The organism is Nocardia sp. NPDC056064, from assembly GCF_042266925.1.
Taxonomy (GTDB): Bacteria; Actinomycetota; Actinomycetes; order Mycobacteriales; family Mycobacteriaceae; genus Nocardia.
This window is the reverse complement of sequence record NZ_JBHJWO010000001.1, coordinates 2922750-2944087: the sequence shown is the minus strand read 5'-3', so window position 1 is coordinate 2944087 and position 21338 is coordinate 2922750. Positions and strand designations below refer to the sequence as shown.

The 21338-nt window shown below is 69.6% G+C and carries 20 protein-coding genes and 1 tRNA gene; 15 read left to right on the top strand and 6 right to left on the bottom strand.

Annotated elements, in window-relative coordinates; translation table 11 throughout:
- Positions 1 to 70 precede the first annotated feature (70 nt).
- The gene (locus ACFC06_RS13595) at positions 71 to 697 is read left to right on the top strand and encodes an MspA family porin (protein WP_375930046.1); all 627 of its coding nucleotides are present in this window, start codon (positions 71 to 73) and stop codon (positions 695 to 697) included.
- 63 nt (positions 698 to 760) lie between these two features.
- Here ACFC06_RS13595 and mscL read toward each other — a convergent pair whose 3' ends face one another.
- From mscL to ACFC06_RS13575, 4 genes are all read right to left on the bottom strand, one after another.
- Positions 761 to 1210 carry a large conductance mechanosensitive channel protein MscL gene (mscL, locus tag ACFC06_RS13590; RefSeq protein ID WP_375930045.1) on the bottom strand — a complete coding sequence of 150 codons (450 nt, stop codon included), beginning with the start codon at positions 1208 to 1210 and terminating at the stop codon, positions 761 to 763.
- 158 nt (positions 1211 to 1368) lie between these two features.
- Positions 1369 to 2040 (bottom strand): SAF domain-containing protein, encoded by a 672-nt coding sequence (locus ACFC06_RS13585; RefSeq protein ID WP_375930044.1) that lies wholly within the window; start codon positions 2038 to 2040, stop codon positions 1369 to 1371.
- A gap of 87 nt (positions 2041 to 2127) precedes the next feature.
- On the bottom strand, positions 2128 to 2409 hold the full coding sequence (locus tag ACFC06_RS13580; RefSeq protein WP_375930043.1) for an FmdB family zinc ribbon protein: 282 nt from the start codon (positions 2407 to 2409) through the stop codon (positions 2128 to 2130).
- 69 nt (positions 2410 to 2478) lie between these two features.
- Complete coding sequence (locus tag ACFC06_RS13575; protein WP_375935469.1) at positions 2479 to 3078, bottom strand: 5-formyltetrahydrofolate cyclo-ligase; 600 nt, start codon at positions 3076 to 3078, stop codon at positions 2479 to 2481.
- A gap of 88 nt (positions 3079 to 3166) precedes the next feature.
- Between ACFC06_RS13575 and ACFC06_RS13570 the strand changes: the two genes are divergently transcribed.
- The 7 genes from ACFC06_RS13570 (at position 3167) to ACFC06_RS13540 (ending at position 8465) form a co-directional block, all read left to right on the top strand.
- The gene (locus ACFC06_RS13570) at positions 3167 to 4093 is read left to right on the top strand and encodes a UTP--glucose-1-phosphate uridylyltransferase (protein ID WP_375930042.1); all 927 of its coding nucleotides are present in this window, start codon (positions 3167 to 3169) and stop codon (positions 4091 to 4093) included.
- Positions 4094 to 5353 (top strand): gephyrin-like molybdotransferase Glp, encoded by a 1260-nt coding sequence (gene glp, locus ACFC06_RS13565; protein WP_375930041.1) that lies wholly within the window; start codon positions 4094 to 4096, stop codon positions 5351 to 5353.
- 12 nt (positions 5354 to 5365) lie between these two features.
- Positions 5366 to 6016 (top strand): GNAT family N-acetyltransferase, encoded by a 651-nt coding sequence (locus ACFC06_RS13560; protein WP_375930040.1) that lies wholly within the window; start codon positions 5366 to 5368, stop codon positions 6014 to 6016.
- A 136-nt stretch (positions 6017 to 6152) separates the two neighbouring features.
- Positions 6153 to 7154 (top strand): gephyrin-like molybdotransferase receptor GlpR, encoded by a 1002-nt coding sequence (glpR, locus tag ACFC06_RS13555; protein ID WP_375930039.1) that lies wholly within the window; start codon positions 6153 to 6155, stop codon positions 7152 to 7154.
- A gap of 97 nt (positions 7155 to 7251) precedes the next feature.
- Positions 7252 to 7324 (top strand) — tRNA-Ala (locus ACFC06_RS13550).
- A gap of 179 nt (positions 7325 to 7503) precedes the next feature.
- Positions 7504 to 7977 carry a flavodoxin family protein gene (locus tag ACFC06_RS13545; RefSeq protein WP_375930038.1) on the top strand — a complete coding sequence of 158 codons (474 nt, stop codon included), beginning with the start codon at positions 7504 to 7506 and terminating at the stop codon, positions 7975 to 7977.
- Positions 7974 to 8465, top strand: coding sequence for a nitroreductase/quinone reductase family protein (locus ACFC06_RS13540; protein ID WP_375930037.1), 492 nt, complete (start codon positions 7974 to 7976; stop codon positions 8463 to 8465). The genes ACFC06_RS13545 and ACFC06_RS13540 overlap by 4 nt, the downstream gene beginning before the upstream one ends.
- 63 nt (positions 8466 to 8528) lie before the next feature.
- Here ACFC06_RS13540 and ACFC06_RS13535 read toward each other — a convergent pair whose 3' ends face one another.
- Positions 8529 to 10013: an MDR family MFS transporter gene (locus ACFC06_RS13535; RefSeq protein ID WP_375930036.1), complete on the bottom strand. Its 1485-nt coding sequence runs from the start codon at positions 10011 to 10013 to the stop codon at positions 8529 to 8531.
- A 356-nt stretch (positions 10014 to 10369) separates the two neighbouring features.
- Here ACFC06_RS13535 and ACFC06_RS13530 point away from each other — a divergent pair, with 356 nt between their 5' ends.
- On the top strand, positions 10370 to 11272 hold the full coding sequence (locus ACFC06_RS13530) for an alpha/beta hydrolase (protein WP_375930035.1): 903 nt from the start codon (positions 10370 to 10372) through the stop codon (positions 11270 to 11272).
- Here the strand turns inward: ACFC06_RS13530 and ACFC06_RS13525 are convergent.
- Positions 11265 to 13484: a hypothetical protein gene (locus ACFC06_RS13525; protein ID WP_375930034.1), complete on the bottom strand. Its 2220-nt coding sequence runs from the start codon at positions 13482 to 13484 to the stop codon at positions 11265 to 11267. The two genes, ACFC06_RS13530 and ACFC06_RS13525, sit on opposite strands and share 8 nt — an antisense overlap.
- Positions 13485 to 13659: 175 nt before the next feature.
- On the opposite strand from ACFC06_RS13525, the gene ACFC06_RS13520 reads away from it, so the two are divergent.
- The 6 genes from ACFC06_RS13520 (at position 13660) to ACFC06_RS13495 (ending at position 21310) form a co-directional block, all read left to right on the top strand.
- Positions 13660 to 14103 carry a GyrI-like domain-containing protein gene (locus ACFC06_RS13520; protein ID WP_189025953.1) on the top strand — a complete coding sequence of 148 codons (444 nt, stop codon included), beginning with the start codon at positions 13660 to 13662 and terminating at the stop codon, positions 14101 to 14103.
- A complete protein-coding gene (locus tag ACFC06_RS13515; RefSeq protein WP_375930033.1) occupies positions 14100 to 14540 on the top strand; it encodes an AraC family transcriptional regulator in 441 nt (146 codons plus the stop codon). The genes ACFC06_RS13520 and ACFC06_RS13515 overlap by 4 nt, the downstream gene beginning before the upstream one ends.
- 310 nt (positions 14541 to 14850) lie before the next feature.
- Positions 14851 to 17001, top strand: coding sequence for an Rv1355c family protein (locus ACFC06_RS13510; RefSeq protein ID WP_375930032.1), 2151 nt, complete (start codon positions 14851 to 14853; stop codon positions 16999 to 17001).
- 68 nt (positions 17002 to 17069) lie between these two features.
- The gene (locus tag ACFC06_RS13505; protein ID WP_375935466.1) at positions 17070 to 18887 is read left to right on the top strand and encodes a putative bifunctional diguanylate cyclase/phosphodiesterase; all 1818 of its coding nucleotides are present in this window, start codon (positions 17070 to 17072) and stop codon (positions 18885 to 18887) included.
- An 8-nt stretch (positions 18888 to 18895) separates the two neighbouring features.
- The gene (locus tag ACFC06_RS13500) at positions 18896 to 19885 is read left to right on the top strand and encodes a GAF domain-containing protein (RefSeq protein WP_375930031.1); all 990 of its coding nucleotides are present in this window, start codon (positions 18896 to 18898) and stop codon (positions 19883 to 19885) included.
- A gap of 78 nt (positions 19886 to 19963) precedes the next feature.
- Positions 19964 to 21310: a WXG100 family type VII secretion target gene (locus tag ACFC06_RS13495; RefSeq protein WP_375930030.1), complete on the top strand. Its 1347-nt coding sequence runs from the start codon at positions 19964 to 19966 to the stop codon at positions 21308 to 21310.
- Positions 21311 to 21338: the final 28 nt, after the last annotated feature.

The window sequence follows — 21338 nt, the reverse complement described above, 5'->3', positions numbered from 1 at the left end:
TCACGACATTCTCGCTCGCTCAATCGAATTCACCCTCGAGGGGTCAACTGTGATCAGCAATGTTGCAAGCATGGCGCGCGTGGCCGGACTCGCCGCCGCGGCGACCGTGGCGCTGGGCCTGTTCTCCACCGGTGCGGCACACGCCGACACCTTCGTTCCGCTGCCGGGCGGACACATCACCAAGACCTTGTCCGACGGCACCGTCGTCGACATCAGCATGGTCGGGGAGTCCGCGAACATCAATCCGTCGATGGGATCGACACCCGTACACCGCAATGCGTGGGTCTCGGGCAGTGCCCAGGTGACGGTGTCGGGCGACGGTGGCGGCAAGATCTTCCCCGGCTACACCGTGGGCTGCCAGGTCAATATCGCCGGCGGCGGCCCCTCGGCCGAGGGCGGCTTCGACGCCGACAGCGCGGTCGGTCTCGGCGGCGGTTCGCTGACGCTGGGCCCCGGCCAGTCCAAGTCCTTCTACGTCCTCGATCTCGAGATGCCCGACGACTACGGCGACGAGTCCCACAAGACCCGCAATGCCTTCCAGGGCGGGTCCGGCTCGGTGACCTGGGCCGACGAGACCATCGGCCTGTCCGGCTGCGGCGGCTACGCGCAGGCGCGCTCGTTCGTCAGCGTCGAGGTGGAGACCGACAACGTGATCAGCTGGGTCACCCTGTGGGGCCAGCCCTTCAGCCTCGGCTGAGGGCATCCCGGGGCCTGGTCGCCACGGTGATCAGGCCCCGGATTGGCTGTGCGCGTGGCGGATTCAGCTGCCGCGCTTGCCGTCGGTGCTCGGCTCGGGCTCGGTGACGAAGCTGTGCTTGCCGTTGGAGGCGGCACCCCGGTCGGCGGCCAGCAGGTCACGGATCTGGATGAGCAGCTCGTTCTCGGTCAGTTTCTCGTCGGCGGTGGAGAACCGCTTCTTGGCCATGGTCGCGGGCAGCACCAGCACGAAGTACAGGATCAGCGCGATCATCAGGAAATTGATCGCGGCGGTGATGATGGGGCCGAGCGCGATGAAGGTGGCGGGCTTGTCCGGGTCGAGCTGGATGCCCCAGCCCAGCTCATCGGTCCCGCCCAACAGGGCGAGCAGCGGATTGATGATCCCGTTGGTGAACGCGGTGACGATTGCGACGAAGGCCGTACCCAGGACCACCGCGACAGCCAGGTCGACCACATTGCCGCGGAGCAGGAAATCCTTGAAACCTTTGAGCATGCCGATGTCTCCTTCGTACCGGAGCCGGCCCGGGGCGCTGCGCTCCATTGTCGAATGATGCGAAACGGTGGTGCTGGTCTTTGAGTGATGCTAACGACAGTTTCGGCAAATTTCTCGCGAACAATCGCCGGGGCGGTCGGCGCCCGGCGGTCCGGATCTCAATGTAAGACGACGGTGAGCGCCGTTCGCAGCGACGCACCGGCGACGGCCGCGGCGTATTCGTGCGCCAGCGCGACCAGGACCACCCGTTCCGCCCCTGAACGACGCTCGCCGGTGGCGGTGACCAGCAGTACCGCGGCATCGGTGGCCAGCGTGCGGGCCGGACGGGCGGCACCGGGCGCCCCGGCGTCCTCCACCCCGACGACATCGACCCGATCACCCGCGCGCAACACTTCGGCCACCGCCGGATCGGCCAGCCGGATCGGCACGATCCTGGCGTCGGCGCTGGCCGCCGCGGCGGCGGCCAGACGCGGGCCGACCACCCGCAGATCGGTGAAGGGCTCGCCCGCGCGCATCGCCCCGGTGAGGGTGGCGCCGAGCAGGGCGGCGGTATCGGCGACCGAACCGCTGGGCAGCGCGCGGGATTCGTGCCGGTCGACGCGCAGATCCTCGGCGGTGAGCAGCCTGCCGGGCGCGAGATCGTGGGCGGCCACCACCACGTCGTGGCGCTGGGCGCCCGGGTCGCCGCGCACGAACAGCACCAGGGCCGTCACGGCCAGCAGGGCCGCGAGCACACGGCGCACGAGCAGGGCATCAGCCCAGGCCGGGCGATTACCGAGGGCGAAGCGCCAGGAGCTGCCACGCCCCAGATCGGCAAGACTGCGAGTCATGTCCGAAGCGTAGGCAGCGGCGCCGACCCGCAACCCCCCGAAAAGCCCCGCCTGTGGATAACTCCGGGGCTGTGGACAACTGGTGAATCAGCTGGCAGCGGCCGGTGTGGAGCTGGTCCCGGCGCTCGACGCGGCCGAGCTGCCGTTGCTGTCGGAGGAGGTCTTGGCGGGCTCGCTCGCGGTGGACGCGCCACCCCGGCTGTCGGTGCGGTAGAAACCGCTGCCCTTGAAGACGATGCCGACCGAGTTGAACAGCTTCCGCAGCTTCCCGGAGCACTGCGGGCATTCCGTCAGTGTGTCGTCGGAGAAGGACTGAACGATGTCGAAGCGGTTGTCACACTCGGTGCACGCGTACGAATAAGTTGGCACAGGATCCTCCGCAAGTCTCGTCGATCTAGCACTCTACCGCCGACACTGCCAACGTCGCGAATCGCCTTTTCATTCCGGGCGAACGGGAAGGTCACGGCCCAATTCGCACAGTCCGCCGCGCGGTGTCAGTGCCCACCCCATCCGCCGGTCGTGCGCTTCCTCGGGCAGCCGGTCGACCAGTTCAGTATCCCGCACGACCGCGATGAGCCGCGTACTCGCCCGCGCCGCCCCCAGCGTGCGGTCGTAGTAGCCCGCGCCGCGCCCGAGACGCACGCCGCGCCGGTCCACCGCCAGGGCCGGGACCAGGATCGTCGTGGCCTCGGACACCGTCTCCGGGGGCAGCGTGGGTGTGGTCGGTTCGAGCAGGCCGAAGCGGGCCTTCCGCAGCGAATCAGGGCCGTCGTAGCGCGCCCAGCTCAGCGGGCCGGGCGCGCCGGTGACCGGCAGCAACACCGTGGCGTCGCCCGCGCGCAACGCGTCGAGCATGCGCAGATCGCCGGGCTCGCCGCGGATCGGCACGTAGGCGCACACCACCTCGTCCGCCCCGGCCAGCGTGGGCGTCAGCGCGGCGAGCGCGGCCGCTTCGGCGGCGTGTTCGGCGGCTCCGAGCTGGGTCCGGTCGGCCAGGATCCGGGTCCGCCACGCATATTTGGTGCGCTCACCGGGCATCTCCACAGCGACCACCCTAAGCTCTTGCCGACGCCGGATCGTCGCGACGTCGGCGATCGGACGGCACAAGAATGGATAGGGTATGCGCATGACAGACAAGACCTCCGGATTCCGCACTGCGGTGGTCCCCGCGGCCGGGCTCGGAACGCGGTTTCTGCCTGCCACCAAGACGGTGCCCAAGGAGTTGCTGCCGGTGGTCGACACCCCCGGCATCGAGCTGGTCGCCGCCGAGGCCGCCGAATCCGGCGCCGACCGGCTGGTGATCGTGACCTCGCCGGGCAAGGACGGCGTGGTCGCGCACTTCGTCGAGGACCTGGTGCTGGAGAGCACGCTGGCCGAGCGCGGCAAGTTCGCGCTGCTGGAGAAGGTGCGCAAGGCGCCCGCGCTGCTCGACGTCACCTCGGTCGTGCAGGAGGAACCGCTTGGCCTCGGTCACGCCGTCGCCCAGGCCGAGGCCGTGCTCGACGCCGACGAGGACGCCATCGCGGTGCTGCTGCCCGACGACCTGGTGCTGCCGTGCGGGGTGCTCGAGACGATGAGCCGGGTCCGGCGCGAGCGCGGCGGCTCGGTGCTGTGCGCCATCGACGTGCCCAAGGACCAGGTCAGCGCCTACGGCGTCTTCGACGTGGAGGCCATCGACGAGGGCGCCGAGGCCGACGTGCTGCGGGTGCGCGGCATGGTCGAGAAGCCGGCGCTGGCCGACGCGCCGTCGACCCTGGCCGCCGCGGGCCGCTACCTGCTCGACCGCGTGATCTTCGACGCACTGCGCCGCATCGAGCCCGGCGCGGGCGGAGAACTGCAGATCACCGATGCCATCGCGCTGCTGATCGCCGAGGGCCACCCGGTCCATGTCGTGGTCCACCGTGGGTCGCGCCACGATTTGGGCAACCCGGGCGGTTATCTTCGAGCTGCCGTCGATTTCGCCCTCGAGCGGGAGGAATACGGCCCGCAGCTGCGCGAGTGGCTGAATTTCCGGCTCAGCCCGGAGTGGGACCCGAACAACACAGGAGCTTGATTGCGCTCGGTTGAGGATCAGCTGATCAAGGTCACCGCGGCAGCGGTCGCGCCCCGGCCGGTCCGGGTGGCGATTTCCGAGGCCCAGGGACTGCTGTGCGCGGAGGACGTCATCACCGAACGTCCGCTGCCCGGCTTCGATCAGGCCGCTGTCGACGGCTATGCCGTGCGCAGCGTCGATGTCACCGCCGCGGGCACCGATGTCCGCGACGAAGAGGGCGAGCTCATCGACCTCACCCTGCCGGTGGTCGGCGAGGTGGTGGCCGGTTCACGCCAGCCCATCCGGTTGCAGCCGCGCCAGACCGTGCGCGTCGACACCGGTGCCCCGCTGCCCACCCTGGCCGACGCGGTGCTGCCGCTGGACTTCACCGACGGCGGCCGCGCGCGGATCAAGGTCTTCGAGCCGGTCCGCTCGGGCGACTACGTGCGCCGCGTCGGTGACGACGTGCAGCCCGGTGACGTCGCCGTGCGCGCGGGCACCATCATCGGCGCCGCCCAGGTGGGCCTGCTGGCCGCCGTCGGCCAGGACAAGGTGCTCGTGCATCCGCGCCCGCGCCTGTCGGTGATCTCGATCGGTGGCGAGCTGATCGACATCGACCGCACCCCCGGCCCCGGCCAGGTCTACGACGTGAATTCCTACGCGCTGGCCGCCGCCGCGCGCGACGCGGGCGCGGATGTGAACCGGGTCGGCATCGTCAGCGCCGATCCGCGCCGGCTGCGCGATGTGGTCGAGGGCCAGCTGGTGCGTTCGGAGGTCGTCGTGATCGCGGGCGCGGTCGGCGGCTGGGCCTCCGAGCAGGTGCGCGAGGCGCTCGACGGGCTCGGGGAACTCGAGGTCGACCGGGTCGCCATGCATCCCGGCTCGGTGCAGGGCTTCGGGCGGCTGGGCCGCGACGAGGTGCCGACCTTCCTGCTGCCGTCGAATCCGGTCAGCGCGCTGGTGGTGTTCGAGGTGATGGTGCGTCCGCTGATCCGGATCGCGCTGGGCCGCCGTCAGCCGATGCGCCGGATCGTCAACGCGCGCACCATCACTCCGGTGTCGTCGATGCCGGGCCGCAAGGGCTATCTGCGCGCGCAGCTGCTGCGCGACGAGGCCACCGGCGACTACCTGGTGCAGCCGCTGGGCAACGGCAACAGCGGGTCCTCGCACCTGCTGGCCACCCTGGCCGAGGCCAACAGCCTGATCGTGGTGGAGCCCGACGACACCGATTTCCGCACCGGTGACGAGGTGCGGGTCGCGTTCCTGGCGCAGCGCGGCTGAAACGTGGAGTCGATGAACGTGTTCCGGGCCGGTCAGCATCCCGGATGGCCCGCCCGGCTCGGTCCACTGATCGTGGCAGGCGGCCAGGTGACGTTGCGTCCCGTGCGTTTTCGCGACGCCGCGGCCTGGAGCCGCATCCGGCTGCGCGACCGCGACCACCTCGAGCCCTGGGAGCCGACCGGCCGGGGCAGCTGGGAGGCGCGCAATCACGCGTCGAACTGGCCCTCGCTGTGGACGAGCCTGAAGGCCGAGGCCCGCCGGGGCGCGATGATCCCGCTGGTCATCGAGGTCGACGGGCAGTTCAGCGGGCAGCTCACGATCGGCAATATCGTGCGTGGCGCGCTGCGCTCGGCCTGGATCGGCTACTGGGTGGCCAAGGATCTGGGTGGTCAGGGTGTCGCCACCGCCGCACTGGCGCTGGGTCTGGACCACTGCTTCGGGCCGGTCGGCCTGCACCGGGTGGAGGCGACGGTGCGGCCGGAGAACCTGGCCAGCCAGGCGGTGCTGCGCAATGTCGGGTTCCGCGAAGAGGGCCTGCTGCGCCGTTACCTCGATGTGGACGGGGCCTGGCGCGATCACATGCTGGTCGGTCTCACAGTCGAAGAGGTCATGGGCACCGTGTCGGACCGCCTGGTCAGGGAGGGTCGAGCGGCGCTGCCGTGAAAATTCTGTTACTCATGTGGCAGGTGTGCACGGCGCGCCTGCCACACGGGTGCGTGCGCCCGAATTAACCTACGGACGTCGGTGGTGCGTCCACGAACGGACAACACGCAGGCGGGGACGGGAGGTGATGACCGCGATGCCGAATTCGATCCTGTGGATCGGACTGGTCGTGCTGTGGGTCTTCGTCCTGTTCCCGATCATGGCGGACCGGCATCCCCGGATCCGCCGTACCACCGATGCCGCGCTCGCCACCCGTGTGCTGCACCGTGGCGGGGCCGAACGCCGGATCCGCATCGGGGCAGCGGGCGATCACGAGACCGATCCCGACTACCGCCCCCGTGTGCTGAGCAAGCGCCCCCACCGAACTGATTCGGAGGATCGGATGACGACCGACGAGACCGTCACCGAAGATGACGACGAAAAGACCACCGCGGTAGGCGAACTCGAAGCGGCGCCGGACTCCGGTACCGCCACCGCCGAAGAGCCGGACGGGACAACCGATCTCGCCGACTCCGGCGCCGAAGACGAAGCACCCGAACAGGTCCCGGCCGACGAGGACACGGTCTCGGCCCGCATCCCACCCGCCCCACCCGCCCGGCTCGAGGACGTCGAGCCCGCCGAGGAGCCCGCCGGCCTCGATGAGGACGACGACTTCGTGCCCTCCCGCCGCGGCCGTGGCGGCTACGACCCCGAGGCCGACGCCATCGCGCGCGCCGCGCGCTACAGCTTCCGCCAGCGCGCCGTGCTCGGGCTGATCATCGCGGTGATCCTGTTCGCCGCCTTCGGCCTGCTGCTGAACTCGATGTTCTGGTGGGCGTGCGGGCTCTCGGCGGCCGTACTCACCGGCTACCTGGCCTACCTGCGCAAGCAGGTGCACGTGGAGGAGGAGATCCGGCGCCGCCGCGCGGCCCGCCTCACCCGCGGCAAGCGGCGCGAGGACGCCGAGGTCACCCCGGAGGCCGCGACCACCCGCCGCACCATGGACCGCGACACCGCGCGCGCCCTGCGCCGCCGCTCCACCCTGCTCGACACCGACGACGAGGACCCGATGTTCGAGTACCTCGAAGCCTTCGATCCGGCCACCTCACGCGCGCTCCGCCACCGGGTCGAAGACCTCGGTCGCGCAGTCGGCGAGTAACTGGTGAATCCCCGCAGAACAGCAGGTCAGAGTACCGATTCGGTATCCGGGCGCACCGCCTGATACAGTGTCACAGCGCGGTTCACCAGAGCCGCACGGGGCTATAGCGCAGTTGGTAGCGCGTCTCGTTCGCATCGAGAAGGTCAGGGGTTCGATTCCCCTTAGCTCCACAACAGAAGGGCCCGGTCACCGACCGGGCCCTTTTTCGTCGTCCGGGGGCGCGGAGGATCGAAAGGGGTAGTGCGGCGGTCGATCGGAGGATTTCCCGGGCCCGGTCGCGTGGCTAGGTTGGAATGGTGGCCGGAGTTGGTCAACATCACCATGATTCGAGAAATCAAGGAGCATTGGCATGAAGACCGTCATCGTGTGCAAGTCGGTATCCCATGGCAATACCAGGAAGGTCGCCGAGGTGATCGGTGAGGTGCTGGGGGCCCGCATCGTCGATCCCGACGAGATCGATGCGGCCGAGCTCGCCACCTACGACCTCGTGGGATTCGGCTCGGGGGTGCGCAACATGGACTTCTATCCGGAGCTGCGCAAGTTCGTCAAGGCACTGCCGGAAGGGCAGCGCGGCCGCGCCTTCGTGCTGCACACCAGCGGCTTCCCCGAGCCGGGATTCCGCCGTTACCAGCGCAACTTCGTGGCCCTGCTGGAGCAGAAGGGTTTCCGGGTCGTGGACTCGTTCTCCTGCTACGGCTACGACACCTACCTGCCGTTCCTGATCGTCGGTGGCGTGCGCAAGGGCCGCCCGAACGCCGAGGACCTGGCGGCCGCCCGGACCTTCGCCGAGGGACTGCGCACCCGCATCGCCGCCTCCTCATGAGCGGTACGCCGGCACCTCGCCCGTCGTACTACGACTCGCCGGTCCTGCCGAAGATCATGAAGTACATGGGGCTGGCGCACGTGTGGCTCTACCGCGGCACCGGTGGGGTGCTCGGCCGCACGTACCGGGTCGGCGCGGCCGGGCGCAATCCGGCGCCGGTGCTGCTGCTCGAACATCGGGGGCGCAAGACCGGGGCGATCCACACCGCCCCGCTGGGGTACATCGAGGACGGGTCCGACCTGGTCGTCGCCGCGTCGCAGGGTGGGTTGGCGCGGCATCCGCAGTGGTATCACAACCTGCTCGCCGAGCCCGATACGCACGTCCAGATCGGCCGCAGGCGGCTGGCCGTGCGCGCGGTCGTGGCCGACCCGCGGCAGCGGGAGAAGCTTCGTCCCCGCATCTCGCACGCGTTCGTCAATTTCGACAACTACGAATCGTGGGCGGGTGAGCGGGAGATTCCGTTCGTCATCCTGCGCCCCCGGTCCTGACCAGGGCGCGGAACGCGAAACCCCCGGACGCGACGGGCGACCGGGGGTTTCGAGGGGAAGCGATCAGCTCTTGACCAGCTCCGGGGCCTGCTCCTCATCGGCGGCGGGGTGCGCGCCGTGCGGGTTGGCCGAGCGGTTGGGGAGCAGGATCGCCATCGCGATGACGATCAGCGCCAGCACCGCCGAGACCAGGAAGGCCAGCCGCATGCCGTCCAGGGTGGCGGTGGCGGGGTCGGTGCCCTCGGCGATCAGCGAGGTGCTGCGCGAGGACATCACCGTCACCACCAGCGCGGTGCCGAAGGCCGCGGCCACCTGCTGCAAGGTGCCCAGCATCGAGCTGCCGTGCGAGTACAGGTTCATCGGCAGCGAGCCCAGACCCAGGGTGAACACCGGGGTGAAGGCGGCGGCCAGCGAGACCATCAGCAGGATGTGCAGGGCCAGCAGCTGCCAGTACGGCATGGTCAGCGAGATCTGGGTGAACCCGGCCAGCGAGACCGCGATGCCGATGGCACCGGGGATCACCAGCGTGCGGCCGCCGAACTTGTCGAACAGCTTGCCCACGGTCGGGCCGAGCAGACCCATCGCCAGACCACCCGGCATCACCAGCAGACCGGTCTGCAGCGGGGACAGGCCGCGCAGGTTCTGCAGGTACAGCGGCAGCAGGATCATCGAGCCCATCATCGCCAGGAAGGCGATCGACATCAGCACCAGCGCCTTGGCGTAGGTGCCCACCAGCAGCACGCGCAGGTCGAGCAGCGGGGTGCCGTTGCGCTGCAGGCGCACCTGACGCAGCGCGAACGCGGCGATCAGCGCGATACCGGCGGCCACGTACAGGGCCGGGACGGTGTAGCCGTCGCTGTGGAACTTGCTCAGGCCGAACACCAGACCACCGAAGCCGAGCGCGGCCAGCGCCACGCTGGGCAGGTCCAGCACACCGGGCTGCGGCTCACCGACATTGCGCAGCTGACGCAGACCCAGCCAGGTGACCACGGCCGCGATCGGCAGCATCACCACGAACAGCAGCCGCCACGAGTCGATCCCGGGGACGTGTACCTGCAGGATCAGGCCGGAGATGACCGGGCCCATGGCGGGCGCGACGGAGATGGCCAGCGTGACGTTGCCCATCACCCGGCCGCGGTCCTGTTCGGCGACCACGGTCATCAGGGTGGTCATGAGCAGGGGCATCATCACCGCGGTGCCGCCCGCCTGGATGATCCGGCCGATCAGCAGCACCGCGAAGGTCGGCGCGAGCGCCGAGATCACGGTGCCGGTGAAGAACACGCCCATCGCGGCGGCGTAGGCCTGCCGGGTGGTGACGCGCTGCAGGAACCAGCCGGTGGTGGGGATGATGGCGGCCATCGTGAGCATGAACGCGGTGGAGACCCACTGCGCGGCGACCTCGGTGACGTGCAGATCGCTCATCAACCGCGGGATCGCGTTGATCATGATGGTCTCGTTGAGGATCACGACGAACGTCGCGAGCACCAGTACCCGGATGACGGTCGGTGTCCGCCCCGTCGACACAGGTGCGGATAGGTCGGCTGACATCGGGGTATACCTCCGGAAAAATGGGGGAAACGGCGGGCGGCGGCCCGATGCCGGGTCACGCGGAACGCGATCGGCACCACAACAGAAGAGACGGTGTCGCAGGGACCAACTCATCGGGCGCGGGTCAGTATTCCGGCTGCCACCGACACGAATCATCTGGTTTTCGCCGTAGGCGGAACTACGGCGGGACGGGAATCGGCAGGTCGTCGCGGTATCGTCCGGCCCGCGGAACCCGAAAGTGAGCCTGGTCACGCCCCGCGCGGATGACGATTCCGCTGGGACGCGTGTGACGTGGTGTGTCGGCTGGGACCACGGGGTATACCGGGGTGGTGACTACATCGAGACGGTGGCTTGCTGTGGTGTGTGCGGTCGTCGCGTCGCTGGGGCTGGGAGTCTCGGGCGCGCAGGCCGATCCGGGGGCGTACGTGGCGGGGGAGGCGCCGCTGGGTGGCCGGGCCGCCCAGTTCGATGTGTACTCCCCGGCGATGGGCCGGGTGATCCAGAACCGGGTCCTCAAAGCCGCGGGGCCGGGCGCGCCGACGCTGTACCTGCTGACCGGCGCGGGCGGCGGCGCCGACGGGATCTCCTGGTGGGACAACACCGATGTGCGGCGGTTCTTCGACGACAAGTTCGTCAATGTGGTGATGCCGGTGGGCGGCGCGTTCACCCTCTACACCGACTGGGTCTCCGACGATCCCGGCGTCGGCCGGGTGCGGTGGGAGACCTATCTGACCGAGGAACTGCCCGGGGTGATCGACAGCGCGCTCGGGGCCAGCGGACGCAATGCCATCGCCGGGGTGTCGATGAGCGCGTCCTCGGCGCTGGACCTCACCATCCGCAGCTCGCGGTTCTCCGCCGTGGCGGCGTTGAGCGGCTGCCCGTGGGCGGCCGATCCGGCCGGCATCGCGATGGCCAGCGCGCAGGCGGTGCGCGGCGGTGGCAACCCGGGCAACATGTGGGGCATCCCGGGCGGACCGGGGTGGCGGGAGCACGATGTGTTCGCCAACGCGGGCCGGCTGGCGGGCAAGACGGTGTTCCTCGCGGCGGCCACCGGGGTGCCGGGGGCGAGCGACCGTGGGTTGCCGTTCCCGCCGCTCGAGACGATCGCGGGGGCCTGCACGGCGGCGTTCGCGGGTCGGCTGGCGCAGTTGGGGATTCCGGCCACCCACGTCCACCGGCCGACCGGTTCGCACACCTGGGGACAGTTCGAGACCGATCTGCACGAGGCCTGGCCGCACCTGGCCGCCGCCATCAGCTGACCGGTGGCGTGACCTCGACTCCACCGGTCGCGGGCGTCACCGCGCTCGCCGGGCGGGTGCGGCGGTACCACCAGTGCAGGCCGCCGACCCCGAGCAGCGCGAGCAGTGCGCAGGTCAGGCTGATCGGCAGACCCGGGGGACGCCAGGTGAGCGTGAGGGTGGCGTTGTGGGTGCCGGGCGGGATGTCGACCGCGAGGAAGGTGTCGGCCACCGCGCGGGTGGGGAGTTCGCGGTTGTTCAGGGTGGCGGTGTAGCCGGGCCAGGCCAGCCGGGAGAAGACGACGCGACCACCGGTGCCGGAGGAGACGGTGGTGGTGTTGGTCAGGCCGCCCTCGGGCATGACGGACGCCTTCACGCCGGATTCGTGGGCGATGAGGTCACCGGGGTGGGGCAGCGGTTCGGTGCGTTCGAGGACCCAGATGCGGTTCTCGTGCCCGGGATAGGTGACGAATTTCCAGCCGGTGGGCGCGGGCTGGTTGCCCGCGTCGGGGTACTGCGAACGTTGCAGGACGACCCGATCCAGCATCATCAGATCGACGACGCGCGTGTCCGAGGACGGCTCGACGGCGAAGGCGCGCCGGTACGCGTCGGGGCAGGTGCCGCCGTCCCAGGCCATGCACAGCAGCCCGGCGAAGGCCGCGTGCCCGACGGGGGTGTAGCCGTTGACGTACTTCAGCCCGAGGTTCTTGGCGTAACTGCCCAGCGCGATCGACCCGTACGCGCCCGCGAGGGTCCGGTCCTCGGTGCGCACCATGACGCGATCGGCCAATTGCAGAGTACGGCCGCCGAAGTCGGGGAACGCGGCGGCCATCTCCGAGCGGCGCTCGGGGAAGTTGTACGACATGGGTGTCGGCGGGGCGATCGCCACCTGGGTGTAGGCGATCGGGAAGGTCGCCAGGATGGTCAGCGTGGCGGCCGCGGTGACGCCCCGGTGCCGTGCCAGCCACACCACACCGGCCCCGAGCGCGGCGACGACCGCCACCGCGAGCACATGCCGTTCGACGAGTTTCGGTGCGGCGGAGAACGATCGCAGGAACAGCAGCGCGATCAGCGCCGCGGCCGCGGTGTACCGCCGCGACCCGCTGAACACCCCGTACCTGCTGATCAGCACGCACACCAGCACCAGCAGCGCGATCGCCAGCATCGGCAGCACCCGGGCAGGCCAGCGCAGCGGCCCGATCGCGCCGGGCCCGGCGGTCCACATCAGCGCCGCGACCGCGAACAGCGCGATCCCGCTCCACTCGGCGGCCGCGCGGGCGGCGGCGCGCCAGTCGACGAAGGCCAGCGCCGGGATCAGGAACCACGCGATGTACACCATCGGCAGCGGCTGCACATGGCCCCACCACGCCGTGAACGCCGGAACCGTGCTGGGCAGTGAGGCATTCAGCGATTCCGACCACGGCACGGTCAGGAACGGATCGTTGTAGATCGAGGACACGTCACCGCGCCAGGTGACCTGCGAGGACAGCAGGATCGGCAGATTCGCGATCATCGACGCGAGCACCGCCAGCGAGGCGACCCCGAGCAGCCGCAGCACCGGCGCCCACTGCCGCCGGTACAGGTACTCCCCGGCCGCCACCGCCGCGATCATCAGCCCGGATTCGACTGCGGGGAAGGCGTATTGGATGGTCAGCGCCAGATACAGGAACACGAACAGTGGGATCGGCCCGGCCTTGCCGCGCGCGTAGAGCACCGCCGAGGCCCAGGCGTGCACCAGCCACGCGGTGCCGGTGTGCGAGGTGAACCAGCTGGCCTCGTCGAAGAACAGGAACCACCCGCTGAACGGGAACGCCACGCCCGCCACCGCCGCCCAGGGCGCGCGGGCGCCGTAGGCCAGGCAGATCCGGAACACCCCGAGCGCGGCGATCACGGAGAACACCAGCTTGACCGCGGTCGCGTAGAGCGCCAGGTTGTCGAAGGACGGCGCCAGCAGATACACCAGTAGTTGCGGCGGGTTGTAGAGCCCGGCTTCCTCGAGGCTGTAGTTGCCCGCCATCCACTCCCACGGCACCATGGCCGGGAAGCGGCCCGCGCGCAGTTCGGTGCCGAGCAGCTGCCACATGGGCGCGTACTGCGCCTCGGTGTCGTCGGTGTAGAAATGTCGCGGATTCGCCAGCAGGACAGCGATATACCCGGTCAGCACGGCGGCGGCGACCCCGGTCGCCCACGGTGTGACGTGTTTTCGCGGTGCGAGTGCCGCGCGTATCCCCACGAGCGCCGGAGCTTAAGCCATCACGGGTAATCGGACAATGCCCCGGTCCATGATGGACGTTTGACCAGCTCAGCTGGGCTAGGTTGGGTGGACGACCAACTCGGTGTGTCACCGCCGTCGGCGTCCGATGTTGATAGCATGGCGCAACCGAGCCGACCCTTCGAGAGAGTCATCAATGCAGTTCGAAATCGTCGAGCGGGACGAGACCTGGGTGGCCGGTTTGCCGGTCCGCAGTCCCAAGCGCGCACTCGGTGAGCTGCGCGACCGGGATCTCGAAGCCGCGTGGTCGGCGGTCCTGCACCAGGACCTCGGCGGCCCCCTCGCCAGCGCCTATACCGATTACACCGGTGAGCTGAGCACCTACAACACCCAGATCGTCGGGTACCAGTGTGATTCGCTCGACCAGGTGACCCGCGGTCATCTCGCCGCCCGTCTGCCGCGCGGCACCTACGCGCGCTTCTCCTCGGTGGGTAATTTCCCGCAGGTGATGACGGATCTGTGGACCCAGATCGCCTACGCCGAGGAGCACAACCAGATCAAGCGCACCTTCACCGGCGATTTCGAGTGCTACCCGCACGCGTACAAGATCGACCTGTACCTGGCGGTCGATCCGCGATGACCTACACGATCGTGGTGCGCGGCGCCGCACTCTACGGCGGCCTGGCCGTGCCGCGCGTACATCCCAGCTTCAAGGTCAGCAACAGCGATCTGATCGAGTTCCTCAAGGACCGCCTGCGCGACCGTCCCGGCGGCACCGAGCCGCTGCACACCGTCTACGTCCCCGATGCCGCGGGCAACTGGAACGCCCTGGTCGCCCGCGAATACACCGCGCCCGACGAGGTCCCGGTGGGCGATCTGATGGTGCGCGTGCCCAAGGGCATCTACGCGCGGTTCGCGCCCAACGGCGACTACCACGATCCGGTCGAGGACGTGTGGGCCCAGGTCGACGACGCGACCGCCTCGGCGGAGATCTCGCGCGCCTACGCCGAGGAGATCGAGGTCTGGCACGGTCCCGACACCGTCGAGCTGTTCGTGTCGATCACTGTCGATAGCTGACTGGTAGCCGGATTCAAACCGTCCGGTCTCGGTTTTTCCGGTCCCGCCACGCTCACCCCGTTTGACCTGCGGTTATTTCACCTGACTCAGAAGGTTTCCGGAAAAATAGCCACTCGCCTGGTGGAATCGGGTTCGATGACGGATACTGCACCTGTCGGCATCGGCAGGACGCCGACCGCGCGCGGGCGTGGAGCACTTGGGTAGGAACACGATGGCTGTCGAGTCGACGCGCAACGAGGCGGGTTTGCGGCATATTCACCGACGGGCCGAGCGGGCCGCGGTCACCGGAGCGCGTCGGTCGGCCCGGTAGATGACCGCATTCGACGATTCCGCGGCGCCCTACCGCCCCCTGGTCCTCGATCCGGCCGACGCGGCCGACGCGGCAACCCTGCGGCAGCTGCTGGCCACCGCCTGGATCGAACACACCGACCTGCGCGAGGGCCTGCGCGCCGAGCTGGACCGGCTGGTCGGGCTGCCGCCCGGGATCGACCCGCACGAGGAACGCTGGGTCTACTACCCGTGGCGGCGCGCGCTGGTGGCCGTCCTCGGGCCCGCCGCGTTCCGGGCGATCCGCTCCGACCGCAACCGCAACAAGCTCACCCGCGAGGAACAGCAGCGCCTGGCCGGGCTCTCGGTCGGCGTCGTCGGCCAGAGCGTGGGCCATTCGGTGGCCTACGCGCTGGCGCTGGAGGGCTCGTGCGGGCGGCTGCGGCTGGCCGATTTCGACACCATCGAGCTGTCGAACCTGAACCGGGTGCCCGGCGGGCTCTTCGACGTCGGCGTCAACAAATCGGTGGTGACCGCGCGGCGCATCGCCGAACTCGACCCCTATTTCCCCGTCGAGATCTGGCAGTCCGGCGTGCTCGACGACACCGCCGACGAATTCCTCGACGGCCTCTCGCTGGTCGTGGAGGAATGCGATTCGCTCGACATCAAGTTCGCGGTGCGCGAGGCCGCCCGCCGCCGCCGCATCCCGCTGCTGATGGAGACCAGCGACCGCGGCCTGTTCGACGTCGAACGCTACGACCTCGAACCCGGCCGCGAACCGTTCCACGGTCTGCTCGGCGCCACCACCGGCGCCCAGCTGCGCGGTCTGGACACCAAGGCCAAGGCCCCGCACGTGCTGCGCATCCTGGACCCGGGCCGGTTGTCGGCGCGGATGGCGGCCAGCCTGGCCGAGATCGGCGAAACCATCACCACCTGGCCGCAACTGGGCAGTGACGTGCAGCTGGGCGCGGCGATCGTCACCGCGGCGGTGCGCCGGATCGGGCTCGGCGCCAAACTGTCCTCGGGCCGCACCCGGGTCGACCTGGAGGCCGCCCTGGACTCCCTCGCCGAACCCGGCTATCTCGACGACGACCCCGTCGACCCCGCGCCCGAACCCGCCGAGGAACAACCCCCGGCCGACGCCGTCGCCGCCATCCTGGCCTGCGCCCAGCGCGCGCCCTCGGGCGGCAATGTGCAGCCGTGGCGTCTGCGCGGCGACACCGAGCTGATCGAGATCGCCCTCGATCCCACCGCCGCGACCGCGATGGATATCCGGCTGCGCGGCAGCGCCGTGGCCGTCGGCGCGGCCCTGCACAACGCCCGCGTCGCCGCGGCTGCTCACGGGTTGCTGGGGGAGCCGCAGCTGCACGTGGACGACCCCGCCGCCCCGCTGATCGCCCGCCTGCCCCTGCGCGCGGGCCGCGATCCCGACCTGGCCGCCGACTACCCCCTCGCCCTCACCCGGCACACCAACCGCCGCCTCGGCGTGCCCCGCGTCCTGTCGGCCACGGTGGTGCCCGCCCTGCGCAGCGCCGCGGCGGCCGAGCAGGCGAGCGTGCACGCGATCACCTCGGTGGACGCGCTGGCCGAGGCCGCCCGGCTGCTGGGCGCCAGCGACCGCGTCCGCTACCTCACCCCCCAGCTGCACGACGAGCTCTACGCCGAACTGCGCTGGCCCGGCGAGGATCTGCGCACCGGCATCGACGTGCGCACCCTCGACCCGGCCCCCGACGAACTGGCCAAGCTCCAGGTCGGCAGACGCTCCGATGTGATGGACCGGCTGCGCGAGTGGTCCGGGGGCAGCGCGCTGGGCGAATTCACCGTCGACCGGGTGCGCGCCAGCTCGGCGCTGATCGCCGTGTCGTTCCGGCCGAGCGCCGGTGACGGCCCGGATCTGGCCGGTTACGCGCGCGCGGGCGCCGCGGTGGAACGGGTGTGGTTGCGGGCCCAACTGCTGGGGCTGGCGGTGCAGCCGGTGTCGCCGGTGTTCCTCTACGCCGACCGGCCCGAGGATTTGCGCAGCGTTTCTCCCGAGTTCACAGATACACTTGCGAGCATTCAGAGGCGTTTCCTGGACGTGCTGGGAATCCCTGAAGATGAGAACGTGGCATTGGTTCTTCGTCTGAGCTACGCCGCGCCTGCGAGCGTTCGCAGTCGACGGTTGCCGGTGCCCGGCAGTAGGAACGACGGATAGCGCGGATCGGAGACAACGTGCCTCGGCAAACGCTCGACTCACTGGTGACCCAGGTCGCCTCCGAGTTGATGGGTGTCGACGCCACGACCATGGTGGCGGCGAGCGAGCGGGTACTCGCCTCCCTGGTGGAGCACTTCGACGTCGACTTCAGCTATCTGCGCCACACCGACCGCGCCCGCCGCGCGACCGTCCTGGTCGCCGAATGGCCGCGCCGGCTGGACGTGCCCGACCCCGACCCGCTGCACGTGGTCGAGTTCGAGCACGCCGACTCGGTGTTCCGCGCCCTCGAATTCGCCGTCGAACCGCTGATCGTGCGCCCCGGCAACGACAGCGCCGACTACCAGGAGACGATCCGCCAGGGTTCGGGCATCCCCGAGGTGGCCATGGCCTGCGTGCCGCTGGTCTCGCGCGGGGAGTCCACCGGCGTGCTCGGCTTCGTGAAGATGGGCGACCGCGCCTGGTCGCAACGCGAGCTCAATGTCCTCAAGGCCATCTCGGCGCTGTTCGCCCAGCTCCAGGCCCGTGTGGTGGCCGAGGAGAAACTGCGCTACATCGCCCTGCACGACGACCTCACCGGCCTGGCCAACCGCCGCGCCCTGCTCGAATACATGGAAGACCGGCTGCACCCCGACAACCCGGGCCCCGTCGCCACCTTCTTCCTCGATCTCGACCGGCTCAAGGCCCTCAACGATTTCCTCGGCCACAGCGCGGGCGACAACTTCATCCGCACGCTGGCCCGGCGCCTCAAACAGAACCTCGAGCCCGGCGACATGATCGCCCGGCTCGGCGGTGACGAGTTCGTCATCGTGCCCGCCGCCCCGATGGACGCCGTCGCCGCCGAACTCGAGGCCACCCGCATCCAGCAGCTGATCGGGCGCCGCGTATCGGTCGGCCAGGAATCGGTGAGCCGGGGCGTGAGTGTCGGTGTGGCGGTGGGCATTCCGGGGGAGACCTCGGTCTCGGACGTGCTGCGCCGCGCCGACCACGCGCTGCTGTCGGCCAAGTCCGGCGGCGGCAACGGCGTCGCGGTGTTCACCGACGCCATGCGCGCGCAGTTCGAACTCCAGGACGACGTGGAGCTCAACCTGCGCAGCGCCGTCTCCGACGGTTCGCTGGTGCTGCACTACCAGCCCGAGGTCGACCTGCGCACCGGCCGGATCGTCGCCCTGGAAGCCCTGGTGCGCTGGCAGCATCCCACCCGCGGCCTGCTGCCGCCGGGCGCGTTCGTCTCCGTCGCCGAGGCCACCAATCTGGCCGGTGAGCTCGGCCGCTGGGTGATCCGTTCGGCCTGTTCGCAATTCGCCGACTGGCGCAGGCGGGGGCTGGCGGCCAATGTCGTCATCCGGATCAATGTCTCGCCGGTGCAGCTGGTCAGCGCCGATTTCGTGGAGCGTATCGAGGACATCCTGCGGCTGTTCGGCATCGACGGCAGCTCGGTCTGCCTGGAGATCACCGAACACGTCGTCGTGCAGGATCTCGTGCGCACCCGGCTCACCCTGCGCGGCCTCAAGCGCATGGGCGTGCAGATCGCCATCGACGATTTCGGCACCGGCTACAGTTCGCTCTCGCACCTCAAGGCCCTGCCGGTGGACGCGGTGAAGATCGACCGCGGTTTCGTGCAGCGCCTCGGCGACAGCAACGACGATCTGGCCATCGTGAAGTCGATCATCGGCCTGGCCGGGTCCTTCGGCCTCGGCGTGGTCGGCGAGGGCGTGGAGACGCCGATGGCCGCGCGCACCCTCGTCGGCCTGGGTTGCTATCGCGCCCAGGGCTTCCTGATCGCCCGTCCGATGCCCGCCGAGGACGTCGAGGCGCAGCTGCGCGAGGGCCGCATCCCTCTCGACCTCGACCTACCCCGCGCGGGACGCGGCGTGGCGCCGAGCTGACGGCGGCGATGTCGGGCGACGGCTGGTTATTGGTGGAGACCCTCACCGAGGATCTCACTCCCACCCTGGTCGCCACGGATTCCCATGCCAGACAATGGATTCCGGCTCCTCGCTGGTCGCGCGCGCTCGGTCCCGGCCACGCCCGGCTGCTGCTCGACGCGGTGCGCCGGGGCCGGACCGGGGAGGCCGGACGGCAGGTCGTCGGCGACACGCTGGTGGTGACCGAGCCGGTGCGCTGCGCGTTCGACGGCATCCACGGCGTCCAGGTCTGGCTCGGCCCCGCCGATGCCCCGGTGCGCGCGCGGCGCCGGGTCGCCGCCTGGGACTGGGAGGCCGACTCCGAACTCGCCTATCACGGACCGGGTCTGGAGGAACTGGTCTTCGCCCGCGACCCCGACCAGGTCCAGGTGGTGCGCACCCCACCCGACGCGTTCGGCCGGATGGTGCGCTTCGACGGCCGGGTCGACTACTTCGCAGTGGCCACCGAACTGGCCCCCGGCGGGCACTGGCAGGGCGAGGTCGACATGGCCGGCGACGACGACTGCGTGCGCCGCTTCCAGATGATCACCCGCACCCGCCCGCGCCTGCGCCGCGTCAGCGCGCTCATGCACGCCATTCCCGAACGCGACGCCGACGCGGCCGCCGTCGACCCCGACGTCCTCATGCTGCGCGCGGTCTCCCAGCGCACCGGCGTCGGCGTCGGCTTCATCCTGCTCTCCAGCGCCGTCATCTACGAATGGGCAGGCGAACCCCCACCACCCCTGGACCGCTGGGCCGTCGAACGCCCCACCATCGCCCCCGCCGACCACGCCGCCCTGCGCGCCGCCTGCGCCGAGGTGGCCCGCACCCCCGGCACCCCCCGCCGCCTCCCCCTGCGTGTCCGCTTCGCCGAATCCGACTGGATCCACGCCCAGGCCGAAGTCCTCACCATCACCACCGGCACCACCGGCCACGGCCTCCTCCGCGTCTGGACCGACTCCGATCAGCCGGTCTCATAACCGGTTCCATGCCGCCCGGCTGTCGGGAAACCGGTGCTACCGTGACCCGCGAAGTCCGACAAGGGAAATCGGGGGATCATGACGACACTCGGGGCAGACGAATCCGCGGCACTCGGCCAGGCACTGACGGTGGCGCAGGTGCTGGCCTGGGAACCGGCCACGCTGGCCACCCGGGCGAACACGTGGTCGACCCAGGCCACCCAGCTCACCGCTTTCGACGACGGCATGCATCGCGCGGTCGATGCCGGGCGCGACTTCTGGACCGGCAGCGCGGCGGACGCCATGCGCACCGCCCACGACGAAACCCGCACCAAGGCGAAGACATTCATCACCTCGTTGCAAGACGGCGCCGCCGCGGCCGAAGCGGGCGCGGGAACACTCGACGCGGCCAAGACCGCGGTCACGAACGCGGTGAAGTCGGCAGAGGCCAAGGGCTACGAGGTAGGAGCCGACGGCACCACCACGATCTCCGCGAGCACACACCAGACACTGCTGTCACAGTTGCCCGACGCGTCCTCGTACACGGTGGCGGCCGGTGCGCTCCAGGTGGACGCGGACGCGTCGACCACCGCGGTGAAACAGGCCCTGGAGAACGCACGCACGGCGGCGTCCTCGGTGCAGGCCGCGATCGAGAAGGCGTTCGCGAACCTGCCCGACGGCGATTCGGACACCTTCCTGGCCGCGAGCCCGAAGAACATCTCCGATCCCGAGATATTGGCACCCGGGGAGACCTTTCCCGGCCGGCAGATAACCGATGCCAAATATGACTATTACAAGGCTCTGATCGAGAGGAATGGGGGGACTTTCGACTCGGGTCCCAATGAGAAGAACCTGCTCGCGATTCGTAAAGAGACCAACACCGCGGCAAACGGCGGCAATGGAGTGTACGACGACAAAGCGGTTCTCCTGTGGATCGACGAAAATGGTTATAAGTGTGTGAGTGAGTACAAGGCGAATACCGATCCGACGAATCGGTATCTCAACGATGAGAACGCAACCGAGGACGCGAACGGTGATGGCGTCAATGAATTGGGTAGACTCCCTGCGGGTTCTTACGAATTCGAGCACCGATGGGACCGGGACAAGCATGGTTCAGTGGGTGATGGAAACATTTTCGGAATGCCTGTGGGTGTCGAAGCCGAAGCTGAATATGACACGAATCGAGATGGACTGTTCAACGACAATGCCAAGGGTGTGGGTGGGGACACCATGAACTGGCATTGTGGCCGAGAAGGTGATGTCGCGAGTGCGGGGTGTCAGACGATGCCCCCTGAGGACTGGAGTCGCTTCACTGCTGACATGGGTGTTTCGGCACTCGGAAAATTCACCGGCGACGATGTGTCGCTGCGTTATACGTTGGTGAACGAGGACCGCGCGAATGGGAACACGGAGTATCGGGATGACGACGGAAAGACCTGGGTCTGAGCGGCGGAGGGGGCCTCTGCCGACTGCG

Bases quoted from the DNA above. Each gene is read 5' to 3' on its own strand.
- ACFC06_RS13560 (WP_375930040.1), top strand. From the start codon at position 5,366: ATGAACGTGTTCCGGGCCGGTCAGCATCCCGGATGGCCCGCCCGGCTC.
- ACFC06_RS13545 (WP_375930038.1), top strand. From the start codon at position 7,504: ATGAAGACCGTCATCGTGTGCAAGTCGGTATCCCATGGCAATACCAGG.
- mscL (WP_375930045.1), bottom strand. From the start codon at position 1,210: ATGCTCAAAGGTTTCAAGGATTTCCTGCTCCGCGGCAATGTGGTCGAC.
- ACFC06_RS13540 (WP_375930037.1), top strand. From the start codon at position 7,974: ATGAGCGGTACGCCGGCACCTCGCCCGTCGTACTACGACTCGCCGGTC.
- ACFC06_RS13570 (WP_375930042.1), top strand. From the start codon at position 3,167: ATGACAGACAAGACCTCCGGATTCCGCACTGCGGTGGTCCCCGCGGCC.
- ACFC06_RS13515 (WP_375930033.1), top strand. From the start codon at position 14,100: ATGACCTACACGATCGTGGTGCGCGGCGCCGCACTCTACGGCGGCCTG.
- ACFC06_RS13505 (WP_375935466.1), top strand. From the start codon at position 17,070: ATGGGTGTCGACGCCACGACCATGGTGGCGGCGAGCGAGCGGGTACTC.
- ACFC06_RS13520 (WP_189025953.1), top strand. From the start codon at position 13,660: ATGCAGTTCGAAATCGTCGAGCGGGACGAGACCTGGGTGGCCGGTTTG.
- ACFC06_RS13595 (WP_375930046.1), top strand. From the start codon at position 71: ATGGCGCGCGTGGCCGGACTCGCCGCCGCGGCGACCGTGGCGCTGGGC.
- ACFC06_RS13585 (WP_375930044.1), bottom strand. From the start codon at position 2,040: ATGACTCGCAGTCTTGCCGATCTGGGGCGTGGCAGCTCCTGGCGCTTC.
- ACFC06_RS13500 (WP_375930031.1), top strand. From the start codon at position 18,896: ATGTCGGGCGACGGCTGGTTATTGGTGGAGACCCTCACCGAGGATCTC.
- glpR (WP_375930039.1), top strand. From the start codon at position 6,153: ATGCCGAATTCGATCCTGTGGATCGGACTGGTCGTGCTGTGGGTCTTC.
- ACFC06_RS13575 (WP_375935469.1), bottom strand. From the start codon at position 3,078: ATGCCCGGTGAGCGCACCAAATATGCGTGGCGGACCCGGATCCTGGCC.
- ACFC06_RS13510 (WP_375930032.1), top strand. From the start codon at position 14,851: ATGACCGCATTCGACGATTCCGCGGCGCCCTACCGCCCCCTGGTCCTC.
- ACFC06_RS13535 (WP_375930036.1), bottom strand. From the start codon at position 10,013: ATGTCAGCCGACCTATCCGCACCTGTGTCGACGGGGCGGACACCGACC.
- ACFC06_RS13495 (WP_375930030.1), top strand. From the start codon at position 19,964: ATGACGACACTCGGGGCAGACGAATCCGCGGCACTCGGCCAGGCACTG.